Source organism: Arenibacter nanhaiticus (assembly GCF_900141935.1).
Classification (GTDB): Bacteria; Bacteroidota; Bacteroidia; order Flavobacteriales; family Flavobacteriaceae; genus Arenibacter; species Arenibacter nanhaiticus.
This window is the reverse complement of the sequence record NZ_FQYX01000007.1, coordinates 92016-110878: the sequence shown is the minus strand read 5'-3', so window position 1 is coordinate 110878 and position 18863 is coordinate 92016. Positions and strand designations below refer to the sequence as shown.

The window sequence follows — 18863 nt, the reverse complement described above, 5'->3', positions numbered from 1 at the left end:
AAGGGGTAATGTTTGGGGTAATACTTTTAAAATAAGGGTATTTAAAGAAAAAAATAATGCTACCGGATTCTATACGGGTTCATTGGCCACTACGTCTTCAAACCTAACCAGATATGAATCACCGTATAACTCTTCATACAGTTTCGTAAAATTATTATACACCTTGCGAGCTAAGCTAAGTTTACCTTGCTTGATTAAAATTTGAAGTTTTATTTTAAGAGCTGTTTCATTCAGCTCATCATAGAGATACATCACTTTGGCAAGGTCATATAAAACTGCTGCGTGGTCATCGATCTCCAAAACAGCAGATAAGTCCGTACAAACCTCAATAATTTGGTGGCTAAATCGTTCTAAAAAAGGATCGAACCACGAATCCTTGATATTGGTTAAAAATCGATCTTCTTTTAAAATGTTAAAAAAAGAGGGCAATTGCTTCTCTAAGTCCTCTTTTTGAAAACTTCCCTGGCCTAGTTCTTCTATAAATTTTTGAACCCTTTGGTAATCGCAATAGCTATTATCTCCTAATTCTAACATCCAGGATTTATCCTTAAAGCTTAATAGTATCCCTGTACTGGCAGAAAGAATAGCCCTTAAATTCTGAATATTGGTCCCTCTGGTATTCTTGGCCTCCTGAACACTCATTCCAGGCCATAGCAATTCGGTCAATTTTTTAGTAGTGATTCCTTTTTTGCCCTCAATGCTGTTTAATAACACTACAACAAAGAGTTGCTTAAGTTTGGGCGAAAGCTTTTTAGCAACATCTTCACCCTCGGCGGTAAGAATACGAAGAGCGCCAAAACAAAGAATTTTTTCCTGGACATCTTGCTTCACAGACACCATTTCCACAGGTTTTTCAACAATCTCCTGGGGTGTTATAGTAGGTTTACGCGGTAATGTATTGAATCTGTTAAAAACCCTATACCCTATAAAACCGAAAACTGCGATTAGGCCCAAACCTACAATCAGAAGGTAATAGTTGTATGAAAATCCGTTGGCACTTGTGTTCTCAAAGTCCTTTTGAATTTCGTCGGCATTCAGTTCTCGTTCCCAAATCTTGATATCGGTGATATAGCCCGTAAAAAATTCTTGCCAAAGGTTGCTACCTATTAAAATATTGAAGTCGGAAGTATCGTAATTTTCTATTAATTTAATTTTATCGGTTTGCTTTCCATTGAGGTAAAAATAAAGTTCATCCTTTACCTTGGAATGCACCAAGCCCACATGGGTCCACTCATTTAAGGGAACTTTCGAAGTATTGGAAATATAATCCTTCACACCGGCCATGGTAAAGGTTAAATATCCCTTATGAAGTTTCAGCACAAAATTATCGCCCTTTCCTAAAATACTATTGTTATTGCTTAGTTCCGTTGGTTTAATCCATCCCGAAATTGTAAAACTCCCCTGCAAGGAACCTCGGCTGTTTATTCCGGCATCGACAAAGGCTCCTTCACTTAGATATCCCACGGTACCCCGAACAGGATCATTGTACACCTTAATATTATTGGATAAAATCTCCCTATCATTTTTTCTAATAGTATTTTTAACGGCGGTATCAAAACTAAAATGATCGGTAAGCCCGTATTCGAAATCCAGGGGAAAGCCAACAAATTCTTTAATATTATCACGATTTTCGGGAGTCGTAATAATTATATCCGGAGAGAAATAATACCCAGGCTTATGGGGAATAAAGACCGGCAAACTATTCTGTTTAGAAAGTGGAAAACTAAACAGGCCTTGAACAAGAATATCTTTTTTATCCTTGAAGCTTACATTGTACAATAGCCCTTCTTTAGATTTTAGGGTCCCATACACCTTTCTTGTTGCGTTGAGCGCACCTACCAGACTGTCTGCCGACGCGAGCAGTTCTGGTGCTACTTGAACAAAAGTAGGTTTTCGACCAGAATTTTTCCAAATATTGAACAAGGTACTATCCTTAAGACTACTGGCCTTTTCGACCGTAATGAGTCCTAATTCCATGGCTGTTTTGAACATGGGTAAAACCGTGTCCCGAGTCTTGGCACTTACGACTAGGCTTTCAATAATATTCTTGGGGATTTTAATGAGGTTATAGCTCGAGCCGAGCTCCTCACAAGTATCCATATCGTATAATATCACTAGGTCCTTGTGTTGGGCAGCAATAGTTGCTATAAGTTCTTCCTGTTTTTTAGAATCCTGATGGACTAGCAGCGCTATCGGAGCTTTTCGCTCTAGTAGCACGGGTACATTGGAAGGTGTAATTTTATCTATATCGACAAGTAAATGCGACTGCAAGCGCAATTCCCATTTTTCTTCCTCGGAAAGACCATCATATTCCTGACCCCATGCCCTGCTCCAAAATAGAAGAAAGGGTAGGCACCAACATCCGAATATCAATAATCTTTTCAACAAAATTTAAGGAATAGTATTTTATACAATCTGCTCACGAATTTAGGAAGAATATATAAAATTCCATTACACGAAAATTATAAGTTTTCGAACAATAAAAAAGAGGACATCTCCAATTATAGAAATGTCCTCTTTAAAGACCGTCTTTTTAGGTGTATTACATTCTTTCTGGAACCTGAATTCCCAAAAGACTAAATGCAGATTGAATAACTTCGCCTACTTTTTTAGCCAATTGCACCCTAAAGATTTTTTTAGAAGCATCTGACTCTCCCAATATAGAAACATTTTGGTAAAAAGAATTAAACTCTTTTACCAGGTCATAGGTATAATTCGCTATAAGGGCCGGACTAAAGTTTTCTGCCGCCAATTGTATCGTTACAGGATACTGCTCTAACTGTTTCAGCAATTCTTTTTCTTTTTCATGAAGCTGACCCAGAGCTTGATGAGACATTTCTTGTGAAAAATCGAAATCTGCCTTTCTTATAATCGACTGAATCCTTGCATAGGTATATTGAATAAACGGACCTGTATTTCCTTGAAAATCTACCGATTCTTCAGGGTTGAAGAGAATTCGCTTTTTAGGATCTACTTTTAGGATGTAATACTTTAAGGCTCCTAAACCGATCATTTTATACAACCCTTGTTTTTCTTCGGCCGTATAATCGTCTAGTTTCCCCAATTCTTCGGAAATTTCTGCTGCCGTACGGGTCATATCCTCCATCAAATCATCGGCATCTACCACCGTACCTTCCCTACTTTTCATTTTTCCGCTAGGCAAATCGACCATTCCATAACTTAGATGGTATAATTTCTCTGCCCATGTATACCCTAATTTTTTTAGGATCAGGAACAATACTTTAAAATGATAATCCTGTTCGTTCCCTACAGTATAAACCATCCCACCAATGTCTGGATTGTCTTTTACTCGCTGTATGGCAGTACCAATATCTTGGGTCATATATACAGCGGTACCATCGGACCTTAGTACTATTTTTTCATCTAGACCTTCGTCGGTCAAATCTATCCACACACTACTATCTTCCTTGCGATAAAAGACTCCTTTTTTAAGTCCCTCTTCTACCACATCCTTTCCTAATAAATAGGTATCACTTTCATAATAATACTGGTCAAAATCTACGCCCAGATTATTATAACTAACTTCAAAACCATTGTACACCCACTGGTTCATCTTTTTCCAAAGACGTACCACCTCTTCATCGCCAGCTTCCCATTTTCTAAGCATTTCTTGGGCTTCCAATAAAAGTGGAGCTTCTTTTTCTGCCACTTTCTTATCTACGCCTTCAGCTATCATAGCTGCAATTTCTTCCTTATAGGCCTTGTCAAAGGCTACATAATAGCTCCCTACAAGTTTATCGCCTTTTAAGCCCGTGCTTTCTGGAGTTTCTCCATTGCCAAAGCGCTGCCAAGCCAACATACTTTTACAAATATGTATTCCCCTATCGTTAATTATCTGGGTTTTATACACTTTTTTTCCAGAGGCCTTAATAATTTCCGCCACTGAATATCCCAACAAATTATTACGAACATGTCCTAAATGCAATGGTTTATTAGTGTTGGGAGAAGAATATTCTACCATAATAGCATTATCATCCTGTGCAGAAACGAAACCATAGTCCGAAACATCCTTAATGCCGTTAAAGAAATTCAGGTAAAAACTATCGTTAATGGTTATGTTTAAAAACCCTTTAACTACATTGAAATCTTCAACTTCGGCCACATTATCCTTTAAGAATTGGCCAATCTGTTCTCCTATTTGTACCGGGTTTCCTTTAACAAAACGCAACATAGGAAAAATTACAGCGGTGATATCCCCTGCAAAATCCTTTCTTGTGGGTTGAAATTCAACGCTCGGCAATGCTACCTTATAAACAGAGTTAACTGCTTCTTTTACCTTTGTGGTTAGGACTTCTTGGATGTTCATTAAATATTGATGTTTAAGGCTGCAAAACTAAGCAATTTTTATTCTTTTTACCCTGAATATAAAGTCAACTCCCCAGAATGACCCAAGTTTTCGTTAACTTTAAGGAAGATCTTCAAAAATAGATCTCAAAATTGTATTAAACTCTATTGTTAATCCTTACCCTTACTCCAATGATAGGACAAAAAAGAGCAGTATTCCAATAGACATTCTGTTAATTTTAAACAACGAGGTGAGTTAGCATTCACTTGATTATGAAATGAGCTAAACCGAAAATTGGTCGCTAAGACAAATTCAGCTATGCGAATTACAAAGGACCTTAAAAAAACAATAAACACCTATGAAAATATTACTAACTGGAGCCAACGGATATATTGGAATGCGTTTATTGCCGCAATTAATGGCCATGGGCCATGAAGTTGTTTGTGCTGTTCGGGATAAAAAGAGATTCTCTATCAACCAAGACACTTTTGGCGCCATAGACATTATTGAAATCGATTTTTTGGAAGACTACCAGCCCAATAGTATCCCAAAGGATATTGATGCTGCATACTATCTGATTCATTCTATGAGTTCTTCTACCAGCGATTTTGATGAAAAGGAGGCGATTTCTGCCAAAACATTCAATCGCTATATGCAGGGCACCGAGATTAAACAGGTTATTTACCTCAGCGGTATTGTCAATGACAAAGACCTCTCTAAACACTTGCGTTCCAGAAAAAATGTAGAAGACATTTTGTACCAGGGAAATTATGCCCTCACCGTTCTAAGGGCCGGAATTATAGTTGGCTCAGGAAGTTCTTCTTTTGAAATCATAAGGGACCTATGCGAAAAACTGCCTTTAATGATTACCCCTAAATGGGTGCTTACCAAAACCCAACCCATTGCGATCCGAGATGTTATCAGTTTTTTAACCGGTGTGCTAGGCCATGAAAAAACCTATGGCGACTCTTTTGATATCGGCGGACCAGAAGTACTTACCTATAAAGCGATGCTAGAACAATATGCTAAGATAAGGGGATTGAGAATTGGGATTATCACCGTACCGGTAATGACTCCTAAGCTATCGTCTTATTGGTTATATTTTGTTACTTCTACCTCTTTTAAGCTTGCCATGAATTTAGTGGACAGCATGAAAATGGAAGTTGTTGCCAAAGACAACAGACTACAACAGTTACTAGGGATAAAGACCCACACTTATGCCGAGGCCATTAAAATGGCGTTCATTAAAATTGAACAAAATTTGGTCGCCAGCAGTTGGAAAGACAGTATGATCAGTAGCCGTATCCATTCTGGACTAAAGAAATATATACAAGTACCTAAATACGGTGTTTTAAAAGACGAAAAAAAGATAAGAATAAACGATCCAGATAAGGTCTTGGAAAACATCTGGAAAATAGGCGGAGAAACGGGCTGGTACTATGCCAATTGGCTATGGAGGCTAAGGGGCTTTTTCGATAAACTCAACGGTGGGGTAGGATTGAGAAGAGGGCGTACCCATCTCGATAAAATATACACTGGAGACTCCTTAGATTTTTGGCGTGTACTCCTAGCAGACAAGGAACATAAAAGATTGCTTCTTTTTGCCGAAATGCGCCTTCCTGGCGAGGCTTGGTTAGAATTTAGAATAGCCGACGACAACACCCTTTATCAAACAGCCACTTTTAGGCCTAAGGGAATTTGGGGTCGCTTGTACTGGTACAGTATGCTCCCTTTCCACTATTTCATTTTTGGGGGAATGATCCGAAATATTGCCAATACCTAAGCAATTTTTAGGACCTGATTTTTAATAATTCATATATTACCCCCACATACCAACGGTCAAGATCATTGATCCGCCCACAAGAAAGGAAAAATTTTCCCTGAGGTTCTTGATACTTCTTGGCATATGGAATAATAATAGTTCCAAATAAATAGCGGAGTAGAATCGGCACCTTTTAAAGTATAGAAAAAAGCTCCATTTTAAATTAAAAAATGGAGCTTTCATATGTATACCGGCCTAATTAATTTTTAGGTAAAAACACTTCTGCCATCATACATCGGGCACTTCCTCCGCCACAGGTCTCTATAGTATCTAAGGGACTATGAATGATATCGCAGTGCTTCTCCAAGCTTTTTATCTGGGCGGGAGCCAAACTATTGTAGGCAGCTGAACTCATCACCAAATATCGCTTATTCCCCATACCCATTACCTGGAGCATATTTCCGGCAAAATGATGCATCTGCTGCTCCGTTATGGCTATAATTTCTTTTCCATCTTCTTTGAGTTGGGAAACCAAATGCTTTTTCTCCTTTTTATCATCGATCGTATCCAAACATATCACGGCAAAGGTTTCTCCTAAACACATCATAACATTGGTATGATAAATAGGAAGTCTATCATCGCCTACAGTTTGGTTAGCTGTAAAAATGATAGGCGTATATTCAAAATCCTCACAGAACTCAATAAACAGCTCTTCATCGGCCCTGGCCGATAGGGCACAGTAGGCCTTTCGATTCACCCTATCCAATAATATGCTGCCGGTTCCTTCCAAGTAATACTCAGAATCTTCAGCAGAGGTGTAATCCATAAGACTATCGATTACAAATCCTCGCTCTTCTAAAGTCTCCAAAATATCCTCTCGTCTTTCCTTTCTCCTATTTTCCGCAAACATAGGATAAAGTCCAACTGTACCATCTTCGTGAAAGGAGACCCAATTATTTGGAAAAATAGAATCTGGAGTATCGTTTTCAAGGGTGTCATTTACTACTATAACATTTACTCCCTTTTCCCGTAAACTGGTAACTAAGGCATCAAATTCGGCCTGAGCCTTTGCATTGATTTCTTGATTCTTTAAATCCAGGTCTTCCTGAAAATAATTATTTACCGCCGTTTGTTCGTTCTTGCGAAAATTCACAGGACGGACCATTAAAATTGTATTGGTTACTTGCATTTTTATATTTTATTATATCCTTATGGGATTCCTAGAAACTAGTTCATTACGTGAGGATGCTATGAATTTTATAAATATTACTATTCTCTTAGTCTACGCCTAAGAAGCGGAGCAGCTTACTAACCCTATTTTTTAAATTAATAGCCTATTCCCTAACCAAGGGCAAGGTACTACACCGAAGAAGCCCTTCTTGTTTGGCTATTTCTGCATAAGGTATTTCTTCTACCGTTAATCCTTTCTCCCTAAGCCAATTATTTAATCGCGTAAAATTACGTTCCGAAACGACCACATCAGGAGCAATAGAAAACACATTGCTCATCATGCTGTACATTTCATCTTTGGTTATCTCAAAAACGTTCTCTCTACCAAAATAATTAAGCAACCATTCGTATTCTTCGGTCACTAAAAACCCGTTTTTATGAAGGATAGCCTTATCTGTTCCTATAGGCTGAAAACAACAGTCTAAATGCAAGGCATTCTCCCTTGCATTGGTATTGGATTTACGAAGTTCGAAAGATTTTATTTTTTTATGTGGAAAGGTTTTGGCTATAAAATCAACTGCAGCCCTATTGGTTCGCGCTGTTATTAAGTCGGAATAGTCTTCCCCGGAATAAGTGCCGATAAAAATATAATCTTTCCAGGGCATTACATCACCCCCTTCGATATGTACCTCCTTTGGGGGATATATAATCTGACTATCTTCTATTTTGTCCAACACATACTTAATTGCCTGAAATTCTATTTCCCTATCGGGCAAGATATTAGCTTTAATCAATTTATCATCGATCACAAAGGCTATATCCCTAGAAAATATCTGATTGCAATCCTTTATGAGCTTGGGTCTAAAAACCTGTACCCCATATTTTTTTAAAACGGCAGCAAAGGCTTCCATTTCACGTACCATATCCTCTTCCTTGGGATAGGTACCTGCCAAAATATGTTCCAAGGATTTTGGATCATAAGCCTCCTCAGGCATAGGTACTGGCCCATTACTTTGCGCCGTCCCCAACACCACGGCTTTTAGGCGTGATGTTTCATCCTTAACATTTAACTTCAGCATATGTTAGTTTTTAAACAAATATAGAAATACTTCCTTAGCCCTCAAAAAAAACTGCCCCTTGTGAAATAACACAAGGGGCAGCTAAATTTATGATTTGTACCTATCGGTTTTCTAAACAGACAAAAGGTCTTTGTTTTTCTCCTGTATACACCTGACGTGGACGTCCAATAGGCTCACTTTTAAGACGCATTTCCCTCCATTGAGCTATCCAACCCGGTAAACGTCCCAAGGCAAACATTACGGTAAACATTTCTGTTGGAATTCCCAACGCTCTGTATATAATCCCCGAGTAGAAGTCTACATTCGGATACAATTTTCTGTCTACAAAATATTTATCTTCCAAAGCTTCTTTTGCCAAGCCTTTTGCGATTTCCAATATCGGATCGTCTATTCCTAAATCGGCCAACACCTCTTCAGCTGCTACCTTTATTATTTTAGCCCTTGGATCGAAGTTTTTATATACTCTATGTCCAAAGCCCATTAAACGGAACGGATCGTTCTTGTCCTTAGCCTTGGCCATATATTTTTTGGTATCGCCGCCATCGGCCTCTATAGCCTCTAGCATTTCCAAAACGGCTTGGTTGGCACCTCCATGCAATGGGCCCCAAAGTGCAGATATCCCTGCTGACAAGGAAGCATATAAGCCTGCATGTGAAGAACCTACTATCCGTACTGTAGAAGTAGAACAGTTTTGTTCGTGATCTGCATGTAAGATCAATAACTTATCCAAGGCATCGATAACAATTTTATTTGTTTCGTATTTATGGTTTGGTTTTTTGAACATCATTTTATGAATGTTCTCCACATACCCTAAAGAATCGTCACCATAATCTAATGGTAAGCCTTTTTTCTTTCTTAAGGTCCAGGCCACCAATACTGGGAATTTTGCCAATATCTTAACGATAGCCCAATACATATCCTTTTCAGAAGACACATTGACTGATCCGGGGTTAAAAGCGACTAAGGCACTCGTTAGGGAAGAAAGGACTCCCATAGGGTGTGCCGATTTTGGAAAACCGTCCAAAATCTTTTTCATTTCCTCATCTACGTGAGACTCCGCCTTTATATCGTTATGAAAACGCTCTAATTCTTCTTTGTTCGGTAAATGTCCAAAAATCAACAAATAAGCAACTTCTAAGAATTCGGCCTTCTCTGCCAGTTCTTCGATAGAATAACCACGATACCTCAAGATCCCCTTCTCACCATCTAAAAATGTGATGGCACTTTCACAAGAACCTGTATTTTTATATCCTGGATCTATTGTTATCATTCCTGAGATAGCACGCATTGTTTTAATGTCTATCGCCAGTTCATCTTCCGTCCCTTTAATAACGGGAAAATCAAATCTTTTTCCGTTGTATTCTAATGTTGCTTTATCTGACATTTCTTAATTTACTGTTTATTTCGATTGTTTGTAAATTTAATAAAAACACATAAGCTTGCCAATGGAAGATTTTATAATTATGAAATCTTTGGCAAACTCCATAAAATCCTATACTTAAGGATTAATAGAATATAGATATTTATAATAATCATCTACTGATTTCTCCCATGTAAAACGCATTTTCCTTGCATTGTCCTGTATTTTTTTCCATTGCGTCTTATCGTTGGTAAAAATATCGAGCACTTGGGCCAGTACTTCGTTCATATTTCTAATTTTCTCATCATAACTTTCTCCGTCGAAACAGAATCCGGTTTTTAGATGTTTCACAGTATCCTTTAACCCTCCTGTTTGATGCACCAAACAAGGATGCCCATTTCGCATAGCCAACATTTGACTTATCCCACAAGGTTCGAATAGGCTAGGCATAATATACAGATCGGTCTCCAGATAAAGTGAATCTATAACATCTTCGGATTGGCCATTGATGAAAATAAAATTCTTATGGTTATAACTTACTTCCCTAAAAAGCGTTTCATAATCGGGGTCCCCGGTACCTAAAAGTATAAATACCCCATTCACTTTTTCCAATTGCTCTAATATAGTAATGAGGGATTCGGGCGATCTTTTAAAGAAATAAAACTTTTGTTCCGTTAACCTCGCTACACTAGAAACAACAAAGCTAGGTGGTTCTTTTAAAAACTCCACTACCTTTTCCCCGGTATGAGCTAAAAAATCTGCCTTGTATTTTTTAGATTCTTCTTGTAGCCATATAAAAATGGCCTTCAAAATATTCCTGTAAATATTTCCAGTTTCTGCTACTCTTATATTAGCATAATTAGAGCCGTTGAGCACCCCAAAGAGACGGCCTTCATTATTAGCTTTTTGTAAATCGCTTTCCAGATTTTCGCCCCCTATAAATTCGGGAGGCCTACTTGGCAAGAGTACATCTTCCTTATAAGAAGGCGATACCGTATGCACAGCATCGGCAAAACGTATCCCCACCGCCATTAGGTTGATACAATCCTGATATCTGTAATCCATCAATCCTCTATGATCTATTGGAATCTCTGGAAACCAATTTTTAATAGAAGAATAATTATTATCGAAAGGTCTTATCCCTTGTATCGCCAAATTATGTATGGTGTATACAAATCGAATCTGTTTTAAAACACTATATGCAGGGTGATAGGTTTTTAAAAACAACAATAAACTAGAATGCCAATCGTGCAAGTGCACTATATCGAGCCTTCCGAAGCTCCCTTTTTTAATAGCCTCGGCCACGGCCGTACAAAATATAATATATTTTATGGCATCGGTATAGAAGGGTTCTTTGGGATCGTTGTGATAAATATGCGCTATATCCCCTGCTTCAATTTCCGGATGATGAATAACGTAATGATGTACATTTTTATATTCCTTCTTTGGAATTACTTCGTAAAGTTCTGCCGTATAGGTAATACCCCTTAATTGTATATTTAAATGCGTTTTAAAGGAGCCGTTTTGATGCAGCCTGGAATAAGAAGGTACCACAATATGCACTCTATCGCCTCTTTCCGAGATCTGGCGTGGCACATCGCGAACCACATCTCCCATACCGCCAGCTTTACATTTGGCGATACCGTCATTTTCAGCGGCAACAAAAAGAAAATTATTCATTGGTCTAGAATTTGGTTAGAAATCTATTGTTGGTTAAGTTAATTATTAATTCTTTATAAGGAAACTAAGGTGGGGTTTATTTAAAAAAAAGCCGTTCTTTTTTGGAACGGCTTTTAGTATTATAAATTTCAGAAAATTACTTTACTTTAAAAGCATTCTCTTGTGGGTAATAAGCAACGCTTCCCAATTCTTCTTCAATTCTTAGCAATTGATTGTATTTTGCCATTCTATCAGATCTAGAAGCAGAACCTGTTTTAATTTGCCCTGTATTCAATGCTACTGCCAAATCGGCAATGGTATTGTCTTCAGTTTCACCAGAACGGTGAGACATTACAGAAGTATATCCTGCATTCTTCGCCATATTAACCGCAGCAATCGTCTCTGTTAAGGTTCCTATTTGGTTTACCTTAATAAGGATTGAATTGGCAATGCCGTTTTTAATACCTTTGGACAAACGCTCTACATTGGTAACGAATAAATCATCTCCTACCAATTGAACTCTATCTCCGATTTTTTCAGTTAAAGATTTCCAACCGTCCCAATCGTTTTCATCCATACCATCTTCGATAGAAATAATAGGATATTTAGCACTTAAATCTGCTAAATACTGAGCTTGCTCTTCTGAAGTACGCACAGCTCCCTTATCACCTTCAAACTTGGTATAATCGTATTTACCGTTTACATAGAATTCTGCTGCCGCACAATCCAAGGCAATCATAACATTATCTCCTAATTTGTATCCTGCTTTTTCTACAGCCAAAGCAATAGTATCCAGAGCATCTTCAGTACCATCCAAAGTAGGTGCAAATCCACCTTCATCACCTACAGCAGTACTTAGACCTCTGTCGTGCAATACTTTTTTAAGGTTATGGAAAATTTCGGTCCCCATTTGCATGGCGTGCGAAAAACTAGTTGCCTTAACTGGCATAACCATAAATTCTTGAAAGGCGATAGGAGCATCTGAATGCGAACCACCATTGATGATATTCATCATAGGAACTGGCAAGGTATTAGCACTAACACCACCGATATATCTAAATAAGGAAATTCCCAACTCGTTCGCAGCTGCTTTGGCCACCGCCAAAGAAACCCCTAAAATAGCGTTGGCTCCTAATTTTGATTTATTTGGAGTACCATCCAATTCGATCATGGTTTGGTCTACCAAGTTTTGTTCGAATACATTCATTCCCAAAATTTCTTCGGCAATCACTGTATTTACGTTATTCACTGCTTGGGTAACTCCTTTGCCCATGAATGTTTTTCCTCCATCACGAAGTTCTACGGCCTCATGTTCTCCAGTAGAAGCTCCAGAAGGAACTGCAGCTCTACCCATAACTCCATTCTCAGTAACAACATCTACCTCTACAGTTGGATTACCTCTAGAATCTAAAATTTGTCGCGCATGAACACTTAGGATAATACTCATATATATTTCTTTTGTATTTAGTTAAAATAATATGCAAATATACGAAACCAAGCTGTTTTAGCTTCAGTAATATTGCAATTTATACTGATTTGATAACAATAATTTAAAACTACAACGTTTTAGTTTACCGTTGATTTGATCATATCAAAGAACTGATCAAAAAGGTAATCTGCATCATGTGGTCCAGGACTAGCTTCCGGGTGATATTGTACCGAAAACACATTCTTATTTTTCATCCTCATCCCTGCTACAGTATTGTCATTCAGGTGAACATGTGTTATTTCGATATTAGGATTGGCCTCTGCTTCTTCTCTATTGATAGCAAACCCATGGTTTTGAGAAGTGATTTCACCTTTCCCAGTCACAAGATTCATAACCGGATGATTGATTCCGCGATGTCCATTGTGCATCTTATAGGTAGATATCCCATTGGCAAGTGCCAACACCTGATGTCCTAAACAAATCCCGAACAAGGGTTTGTCTCCTGCAATAATTTCTTTTACGGTAGCAATAGCTTGGTGTAATGGATCTGGATCTCCGGGCCCGTTGGAAATAAAGAAACCATCAGGGTTCCAGGCATTCAATTCTTCAAAAGTAGCATCATAAGGAAACACCTGAATATAAGCATCCCTTTTCGCCAAGTTTCTAAGAATATTCTTTTTTATCCCGATATCCAAAGCAGATATCTTGTATTTAGCATTTTTATCCCCATAGAAATAGGGTTCTTTAGTACACACCTTTGAAGAAAGTTCCAAACCTTCCATGCTAGGTACTTTTGCCAATTCTTTCTTTAATCCTTCTATATTGTCCACATCGGTAGATATAACCGCATTCATAGCTCCATTATCTCTGATATAGGCGACTAAGGCTCTTGTATCTACATCGGAAATAGCAAATAAATTGCTTTTTTCCATAAATTCTTCCAGACTTTCATCCGCATCGACCCTAGAATAGTTATAGCTAAAGTTCTTACAAATTAAACCTGCTATTTTTACCGAATCTGACTCCACTTCATCGTTATGAGCCCCATAGTTACCAATATGTGCATTGGTTGTTACCATTAATTGCCCAAAGTAAGATGGATCTGTAAAAATCTCTTGGTAACCAGTCATTCCTGTATTGAAACAAGCCTCTCCAAAGGCTGTTCCCTCCTTATCCCCTACGGCCTTACCATGAAAAATAGTTCCATCGGCCAGCAATAAAATTGCTTTTTTTCTTGTTTGATACTTCATTATTGACGTTCCAATTTTTTTTGACAAAATAACATAAAAAAAGGATAAGCTATTAGGCTTATCCTTTTCGAATTATTAAAATTTAATAACAAATTTACTATTCTGAATCATCAGCTTTAGTTTCAGTGTCTACACTAGGTGCATCAGCAACTTTTTTAGACTTTCCTCTTCTTGTAGTTTTTTGCTTCTTAGGCTTATCAGCATTGTAAATTTCGTTGAAATCCACTAATTCGATCATAGCCATATCTGCATTATCCCCAAGACGATTTCCTAGTTTAATGATTCTTGTATAACCACCTGGTCTATCGGCAACTTTATCGGCTACAGTGCTAAAAAGCTCTGTTACCGCATATTTATCCCTAAGATTTCTAAAAACAATACGTCTGTTATGAGTACCCTTTTCAATAGATTGGTTATTCTCTGCCTTAGATTTTGTAATTAAAGGCTCTACAAATTGCTTTAAAGCTTTCGCTTTAGCAACAGTTGTATTTATTCTCTTGTGCTCAATTAAAGAACAGGCCATATTTGCCAACATAGCTTTTCTATGCGCTGCCTTTCTTCCTAAATGATTAACTTTCTTACCGTGTCTCATTGTTCTATTCTATATACTTCCCTCAGTAGTGGTTTCTCCAACTTTTAAGAAGCGCTATTAATCTTTATCCAATTTATATTTTGACAAATCCATTCCAAAGCTTAAACCTTTGTTGATAACCAATTCTTCTAACTCCGTTAAAGATTTTTTACCAAAGTTTCTAAACTTCATTAAATCGTTCTTGTTGAAAGAAACCAAATCTCCAAGAGTATCAACCTCTGCAGCTTTCAAGCAATTCAATGCTCTTACAGAAAGATCCATATCTACCAATTTAGTTTTCAAAAGTTGACGCATATGCAATGATTCTTCATCATAGGTTTCTGTCTGAGCAATTTCATCTGCTTCAAGCGTAATACGCTCATCAGAAAACAACATAAAATGGTGAATTAACACCTTTGCTCCTTCAGTTAAAGCTTCTTTAGGATGAATAGAACCATCTGTAACGATCTCAAATACCAATTTTTCATAATCGGTCTTTTGTTCTACACGGAAGTTCTCAATGCTGTACTTTACATTTTTGATTGGCGTAAAGATAGAATCGACGGCTATAGTCCCTATAGATGCATTAGATTTTTTATTTTCTTCTGCTGGCACATACCCCCTACCTTTATCAATAACAATCTCCATGTTGATACTAACCTTGGGATCCATGTTACAAATAACCAAATCTGGATTTAATACTTGATATCCCGAAATAAATTTTTGGAAATCACCTGCTGTCAATTGTTCCTTTCCACTAACTGTAATAGAAACTGTTTCACTATCCACATCTTCTATTTGTCTTTTGAAACGAACCTGTTTTAGGTTTAGGATGATTTCGGTAACATCTTCAACAACACCGGGAATCACAGAAAATTCATGTTCTACCTTATCAATTCTAACAGAAGTGATAGCAAAACCTTCCAAGGACGAAAGCAATACTCTTCTTAATGCGTTCCCAACGGTTAGGCCATAACCTGGTTCCAACGGACGAAATTCGAATTTACCTTCGAAGTCGGAGGAATCAATCATTATAACTTTATCGGGCTTCTGAAAATTTAATAATGCCATAACTGGATCAGTGTTGTTTTTATTTAGAGTATAACTCGACTATTAATTGTTCTTTTATATTCTCTGGAATTTGTAATCTTTCAGGAACAGCAACAAAAGTACCTTCCATTTTTTCAGAATTCCAAGTAATCCACTCATAGACACTGCTATTAGAAGCCAATGCATCAGCGATTGCTGTCAAAGATTTTGATTTTTCTCTTACACCTACCACATCACCAGCCTTAAGCGTATAAGAAGGAATATTCACTAATTCACCGTTTACAGTGATGTGTCTGTGAGACACTAATTGTCTTGCACCACTTCTAGAATTAGATAATCCCATACGGTAAACCACGTTATCTAAACGAGACTCACACAGTTGAAGTAAAACTTCACCGGTTACCGCTTTACTACTATTTGCTTTTGCAAATATGTTTCTGAACTGCTTCTCCAAAATACCATAAGTATATTTTGCTTTTTGCTTTTCCATTAACTGGATTGCATATTCAGATTGTTTTCCACGACGCTTAGCGTTACCGTGTTGTCCCGGAGGATAATTTCTTTTTTCAAAAGATTTATCATCTCCGAAAATCGCTTCACCGAATTTACGGGCGATTTTAGTTTTGGGTCCTGTATATCTTGCCATTTTCTTAAAAAATTTGGAAGTGTGATCATGAATTAAGGCTTATCCTTCGATAATCGTAACTACACTTCCTTTGAAACACCCTTGTATGGGTTTTTTGATTAACTAATTCTTAAACTCTTCTTCTTTTCGGAGGTCTACATCCGTTGTGCGGCATTGGGGTAATATCGATAATTTCGGTAACCTCAATTCCTGAATTATGTATAGCACGGATAGCAGATTCTCTACCGTTTCCTGGTCCTTTTACATAAACTTTCACTTTTCTTAAACCAGCCTCGTGAGCAACTTTAGCACAATCCTCAGAAGCTACTTGAGCTGCATAAGGAGTGTTCTTTTTAGAACCTCTAAAGCCCATCTTACCTGCAGATGACCAAGAGATAACATCGCCCTTCTTATTGGTTAAAGAAATAATAATATTATTAAAAGAAGCAGTTACATGGGCTTCACCCACTGACTCAACTATAACCTTACGCTTCTTTACTGCTTTTGCATTTGCCTTTGCCATAATATCTTACTTATTATTTAGTTGCCTTCTTCTTGTTAGCAACTGTTTTCCTTTTACCTTTTCTTGTTCTAGAGTTGTTCTTAGTTCTTTGACCTCTTAAAGGCAAACCAGATCTATGACGAATTCCTCTATAACATCCAATATCCATTAAACGCTTAATGTTCAATTGGTTTTCAGAACGCAATTCTCCTTCGATGGTCAAACCAGAAACTGCCTCACGAATACGGGCTATTTCATCATCATTCCAGTCAGAAACCTTGGTATCCTCACTCACTTGGGCTGTAGCTAATAATTCTTTTGCCCTGCTATTTCCTATTCCGAAGATATAGGTTAGGGCTATAACCCCTCTTTTCTGTTTTGGTATATCTACACCTGCAATTCTTGCCATAATTACCCTTGTCTTTGTTTAAATCTAGGATTCTTTTTATTAATTACGTACAATCTGCCTTTTCTACGCACAATCTTGCACTCGGCACTTCTTTTCTTAATTGATGCTCTAACTTTCATCCTATTTGCTTAATATCTATATGTAATTCTTGCTTTACTTAAATCGTACGGACTCATTTCCAATTTCACCTTGTCTCCTGGAAGCAATTTAATATAGTGCATTCTCATCTTTCCAGATATATGCGCCGTTACCACGTGGCCATTTTCCAACTCCACTCGGAACATTGCATTTGACAATGCTTCAATTATGCTCCCATCCTGCTCTATTGCTGCCTGTTTAGCCATAATCTATGCTACCTTTCTGTTTTTACCAGTTTTCATTAATCCATCATAATGTCTATTCAACAAATAAGAATTCACTTGCTGAACGGTATCAATAGCTACACCTACTAAAATAAGTAGGGAAGTACCTCCGTAGAACAATGCCCATCCGGCTTGTACATCCATAAGCTTAACTATAACCGCAGGCAATACTGCAAGAATGGCCAAGAATACAGAACCAGGCAAAGTAATTAACGACATTATCTTATCTAAGAAATCTCCTGTTTCCTTTCCAGGTCTAATCCCCGGAATAAAACCACCACTTCTCTTTAAATCATCGGCCATCTTATTAGTCGGCACTGTAATTGCCGTATAAAAATAAGTAAAGACAATAATCAAAAATGCAAATAACAAGTTATAGGCCAGTCCAAAAATATCTTGAAACTGAACTTCCATCCATTGCCCAACTGCCGTATTATTGAACGTTTTCCCCAGTAAACCAGGAGCGAACATAATGGCCTGTGCAAAGATAATAGGCATAACCCCAGATGCATTTAATTTTAAAGGAATATATTGTCTGGATCCCATGATATTTTTCTCATAGCCCCCAGAAGCCGTCCTTCTTGCGTACTGCACCGGTATCTGACGTGTAGCCATCACCAACAATACACACATTAAAATAACCGCGAACCAGATAATAACTTCGATAAGCATAAACATAAGCCCACCACTGTTATTGGCTGTTCTCGATATAAATTCTTGAACAAAATTTTGAGGCATATTCGCGATAATCCCCACCATAATCAATAAGGAAATACCATTACCAATACCCTTGTCCGTGATTTTCTCTCCCAACCACATTGCAAATATAGTACCTGCAACTAATATAATTACGGATGGAACGATAAAATCTAGACCTTTACCAAATACAAAGGCACTTTCAGGAACACCTAAAGCACCTAAACTATATAAATAAGCGGGTGCCTGAACGATACAAATCCCTATTGTCAACCATCGTGTGATTTGGTTGATGGTTTTTCTTCCACTTTCGCCTTCCTTCTGCAATTTCTGCAGATAAGGTATAGCAATTCCCATTAATTGAACTACAATGGAAGCAGAAATATAGGGCATAATACCCAATGCAAAAACGGAAGCATTTGACAATGCCCCGCCTGTAAATGCATTTAAGATACCCAAGATACCGCTATCCGTATTGGAAGCCAAAGCTCCTAACTGAGTAGAATCGATACCTGGGAGTGCTATTTGTGCACCAAAACGGTACACTAAAAGCAACCCAAGGGTAACGATGATCCTACCCTTAAGCTCTTCTATTTTCCAAATATTTGAAAATGTCTCGAAAAATTTCTTCAT

Annotated in this window: 17 protein-coding genes; 1 reads left to right on the top strand and 16 read right to left on the bottom strand. The window is 37.7% G+C overall.

Annotated features, from left to right (window positions below):
* Window positions 1-69: 69 nt before the first annotated feature.
* Together BUA16_RS06555 and argS are read right to left on the bottom strand one after the other, a co-directional pair.
* A complete protein-coding gene (locus BUA16_RS06555; RefSeq protein WP_143150467.1) occupies window positions 70-2388 on the bottom strand; it encodes a LamG-like jellyroll fold domain-containing protein in 2319 nt (772 codons plus the stop codon).
* Between the two features lie 154 nt (window positions 2389-2542).
* Window positions 2543-4327 (bottom strand): arginine--tRNA ligase, encoded by a 1785-nt coding sequence (gene argS, locus BUA16_RS06550; RefSeq protein ID WP_072763950.1) that lies wholly within the window; start codon window positions 4325-4327, stop codon window positions 2543-2545.
* A gap of 337 nt (window positions 4328-4664) precedes the next feature.
* Between argS and BUA16_RS06545 the strand changes: the two genes are divergently transcribed.
* Window positions 4665-6089: an SDR family oxidoreductase gene (locus BUA16_RS06545; protein ID WP_072763949.1), complete on the top strand. Its 1425-nt coding sequence runs from the start codon at window positions 4665-4667 to the stop codon at window positions 6087-6089.
* 238 nt (window positions 6090-6327) lie between these two features.
* Here BUA16_RS06545 and ctlX read toward each other — a convergent pair whose 3' ends face one another.
* From ctlX to secY, 14 genes are all read right to left on the bottom strand, one after another.
* Window positions 6328-7257: a citrulline utilization hydrolase CtlX gene (gene ctlX / locus BUA16_RS06540; protein ID WP_072763948.1), complete on the bottom strand. Its 930-nt coding sequence runs from the start codon at window positions 7255-7257 to the stop codon at window positions 6328-6330.
* A gap of 145 nt (window positions 7258-7402) precedes the next feature.
* Complete coding sequence (locus tag BUA16_RS06535; RefSeq protein ID WP_072763947.1) at window positions 7403-8317, bottom strand: dimethylarginine dimethylaminohydrolase family protein; 915 nt, start codon at window positions 8315-8317, stop codon at window positions 7403-7405.
* Window positions 8318-8417: 100 nt separating this feature from the next.
* A complete protein-coding gene (locus BUA16_RS06530) occupies window positions 8418-9701 on the bottom strand; it encodes a citrate synthase (RefSeq protein ID WP_072763946.1) in 1284 nt (427 codons plus the stop codon).
* A 114-nt stretch (window positions 9702-9815) separates the two neighbouring features.
* Complete coding sequence (locus tag BUA16_RS06525; RefSeq protein ID WP_072763945.1) at window positions 9816-11357, bottom strand: glycogen synthase; 1542 nt, start codon at window positions 11355-11357, stop codon at window positions 9816-9818.
* A 136-nt stretch (window positions 11358-11493) separates the two neighbouring features.
* Complete coding sequence (gene eno, locus BUA16_RS06520; RefSeq protein ID WP_072763944.1) at window positions 11494-12783, bottom strand: phosphopyruvate hydratase; 1290 nt, start codon at window positions 12781-12783, stop codon at window positions 11494-11496.
* Window positions 12784-12902: 119 nt separating this feature from the next.
* On the bottom strand, window positions 12903-14015 hold the full coding sequence (carA, locus tag BUA16_RS06515) for a glutamine-hydrolyzing carbamoyl-phosphate synthase small subunit (protein ID WP_072763943.1): 1113 nt from the start codon (window positions 14013-14015) through the stop codon (window positions 12903-12905).
* Between the two features lie 97 nt (window positions 14016-14112).
* Window positions 14113-14607, bottom strand: a complete 495-nt coding sequence (gene rplQ / locus BUA16_RS06510) for a 50S ribosomal protein L17 (protein WP_072763942.1) — start codon at window positions 14605-14607, stop codon at window positions 14113-14115.
* A gap of 57 nt (window positions 14608-14664) precedes the next feature.
* A complete protein-coding gene (locus tag BUA16_RS06505) occupies window positions 14665-15657 on the bottom strand; it encodes a DNA-directed RNA polymerase subunit alpha (protein ID WP_072763941.1) in 993 nt (330 codons plus the stop codon).
* A 19-nt stretch (window positions 15658-15676) separates the two neighbouring features.
* The gene (rpsD, locus tag BUA16_RS06500) at window positions 15677-16282 is read right to left on the bottom strand and encodes a 30S ribosomal protein S4 (protein ID WP_072763940.1); all 606 of its coding nucleotides are present in this window, start codon (window positions 16280-16282) and stop codon (window positions 15677-15679) included.
* A 109-nt stretch (window positions 16283-16391) separates the two neighbouring features.
* The gene (gene rpsK, locus BUA16_RS06495) at window positions 16392-16784 is read right to left on the bottom strand and encodes a 30S ribosomal protein S11 (RefSeq protein WP_072763939.1); all 393 of its coding nucleotides are present in this window, start codon (window positions 16782-16784) and stop codon (window positions 16392-16394) included.
* A gap of 13 nt (window positions 16785-16797) precedes the next feature.
* The gene (gene rpsM / locus BUA16_RS06490) at window positions 16798-17172 is read right to left on the bottom strand and encodes a 30S ribosomal protein S13 (RefSeq protein WP_072763938.1); all 375 of its coding nucleotides are present in this window, start codon (window positions 17170-17172) and stop codon (window positions 16798-16800) included.
* A 2-nt stretch (window positions 17173-17174) separates the two neighbouring features.
* Window positions 17175-17291 (bottom strand): type B 50S ribosomal protein L36, encoded by a 117-nt coding sequence (gene ykgO, locus BUA16_RS06485; protein ID WP_013621733.1) that lies wholly within the window; start codon window positions 17289-17291, stop codon window positions 17175-17177.
* Window positions 17292-17300: 9 nt separating this feature from the next.
* Complete coding sequence (gene infA / locus BUA16_RS06480) at window positions 17301-17516, bottom strand: translation initiation factor IF-1 (protein ID WP_013751343.1); 216 nt, start codon at window positions 17514-17516, stop codon at window positions 17301-17303.
* A 3-nt stretch (window positions 17517-17519) separates the two neighbouring features.
* The gene (gene secY, locus BUA16_RS06475; RefSeq protein WP_072763937.1) at window positions 17520-18863 is read right to left on the bottom strand and encodes a preprotein translocase subunit SecY; all 1344 of its coding nucleotides are present in this window, start codon (window positions 18861-18863) and stop codon (window positions 17520-17522) included.

Excerpts from the sequence above, each read along its gene's own strand:
- argS (WP_072763950.1), bottom strand. The coding sequence starts at position 4,327 with ATGAACATCCAAGAAGTCCTAACCACAAAGGTAAAAGAAGCAGTTAAC.
- BUA16_RS06545 (WP_072763949.1), top strand. The coding sequence starts at position 4,665 with ATGAAAATATTACTAACTGGAGCCAACGGATATATTGGAATGCGTTTA.
- ctlX (WP_072763948.1), bottom strand. The coding sequence starts at position 7,257 with ATGCAAGTAACCAATACAATTTTAATGGTCCGTCCTGTGAATTTTCGC.
- BUA16_RS06535 (WP_072763947.1), bottom strand. The coding sequence starts at position 8,317 with ATGCTGAAGTTAAATGTTAAGGATGAAACATCACGCCTAAAAGCCGTG.
- BUA16_RS06530 (WP_072763946.1), bottom strand. The coding sequence starts at position 9,701 with ATGTCAGATAAAGCAACATTAGAATACAACGGAAAAAGATTTGATTTT.
- BUA16_RS06525 (WP_072763945.1), bottom strand. The coding sequence starts at position 11,357 with ATGAATAATTTTCTTTTTGTTGCCGCTGAAAATGACGGTATCGCCAAA.
- eno (WP_072763944.1), bottom strand. The coding sequence starts at position 12,783 with ATGAGTATTATCCTAAGTGTTCATGCGCGACAAATTTTAGATTCTAGA.
- carA (WP_072763943.1), bottom strand. The coding sequence starts at position 14,015 with ATGAAGTATCAAACAAGAAAAAAAGCAATTTTATTGCTGGCCGATGGA.
- rplQ (WP_072763942.1), bottom strand. The coding sequence starts at position 14,607 with ATGAGACACGGTAAGAAAGTTAATCATTTAGGAAGAAAGGCAGCGCAT.
- BUA16_RS06505 (WP_072763941.1), bottom strand. The coding sequence starts at position 15,657 with ATGGCATTATTAAATTTTCAGAAGCCCGATAAAGTTATAATGATTGAT.
- rpsD (WP_072763940.1), bottom strand. The coding sequence starts at position 16,282 with ATGGCAAGATATACAGGACCCAAAACTAAAATCGCCCGTAAATTCGGT.
- rpsK (WP_072763939.1), bottom strand. The coding sequence starts at position 16,784 with ATGGCAAAGGCAAATGCAAAAGCAGTAAAGAAGCGTAAGGTTATAGTT.
- rpsM (WP_072763938.1), bottom strand. The coding sequence starts at position 17,172 with ATGGCAAGAATTGCAGGTGTAGATATACCAAAACAGAAAAGAGGGGTT.
- ykgO (WP_013621733.1), bottom strand. The coding sequence starts at position 17,291 with ATGAAAGTTAGAGCATCAATTAAGAAAAGAAGTGCCGAGTGCAAGATT.
- infA (WP_013751343.1), bottom strand. The coding sequence starts at position 17,516 with ATGGCTAAACAGGCAGCAATAGAGCAGGATGGGAGCATAATTGAAGCA.
- secY (WP_072763937.1), bottom strand. The coding sequence starts at position 18,863 with ATGAAGAAATTTTTCGAGACATTTTCAAATATTTGGAAAATAGAAGAG.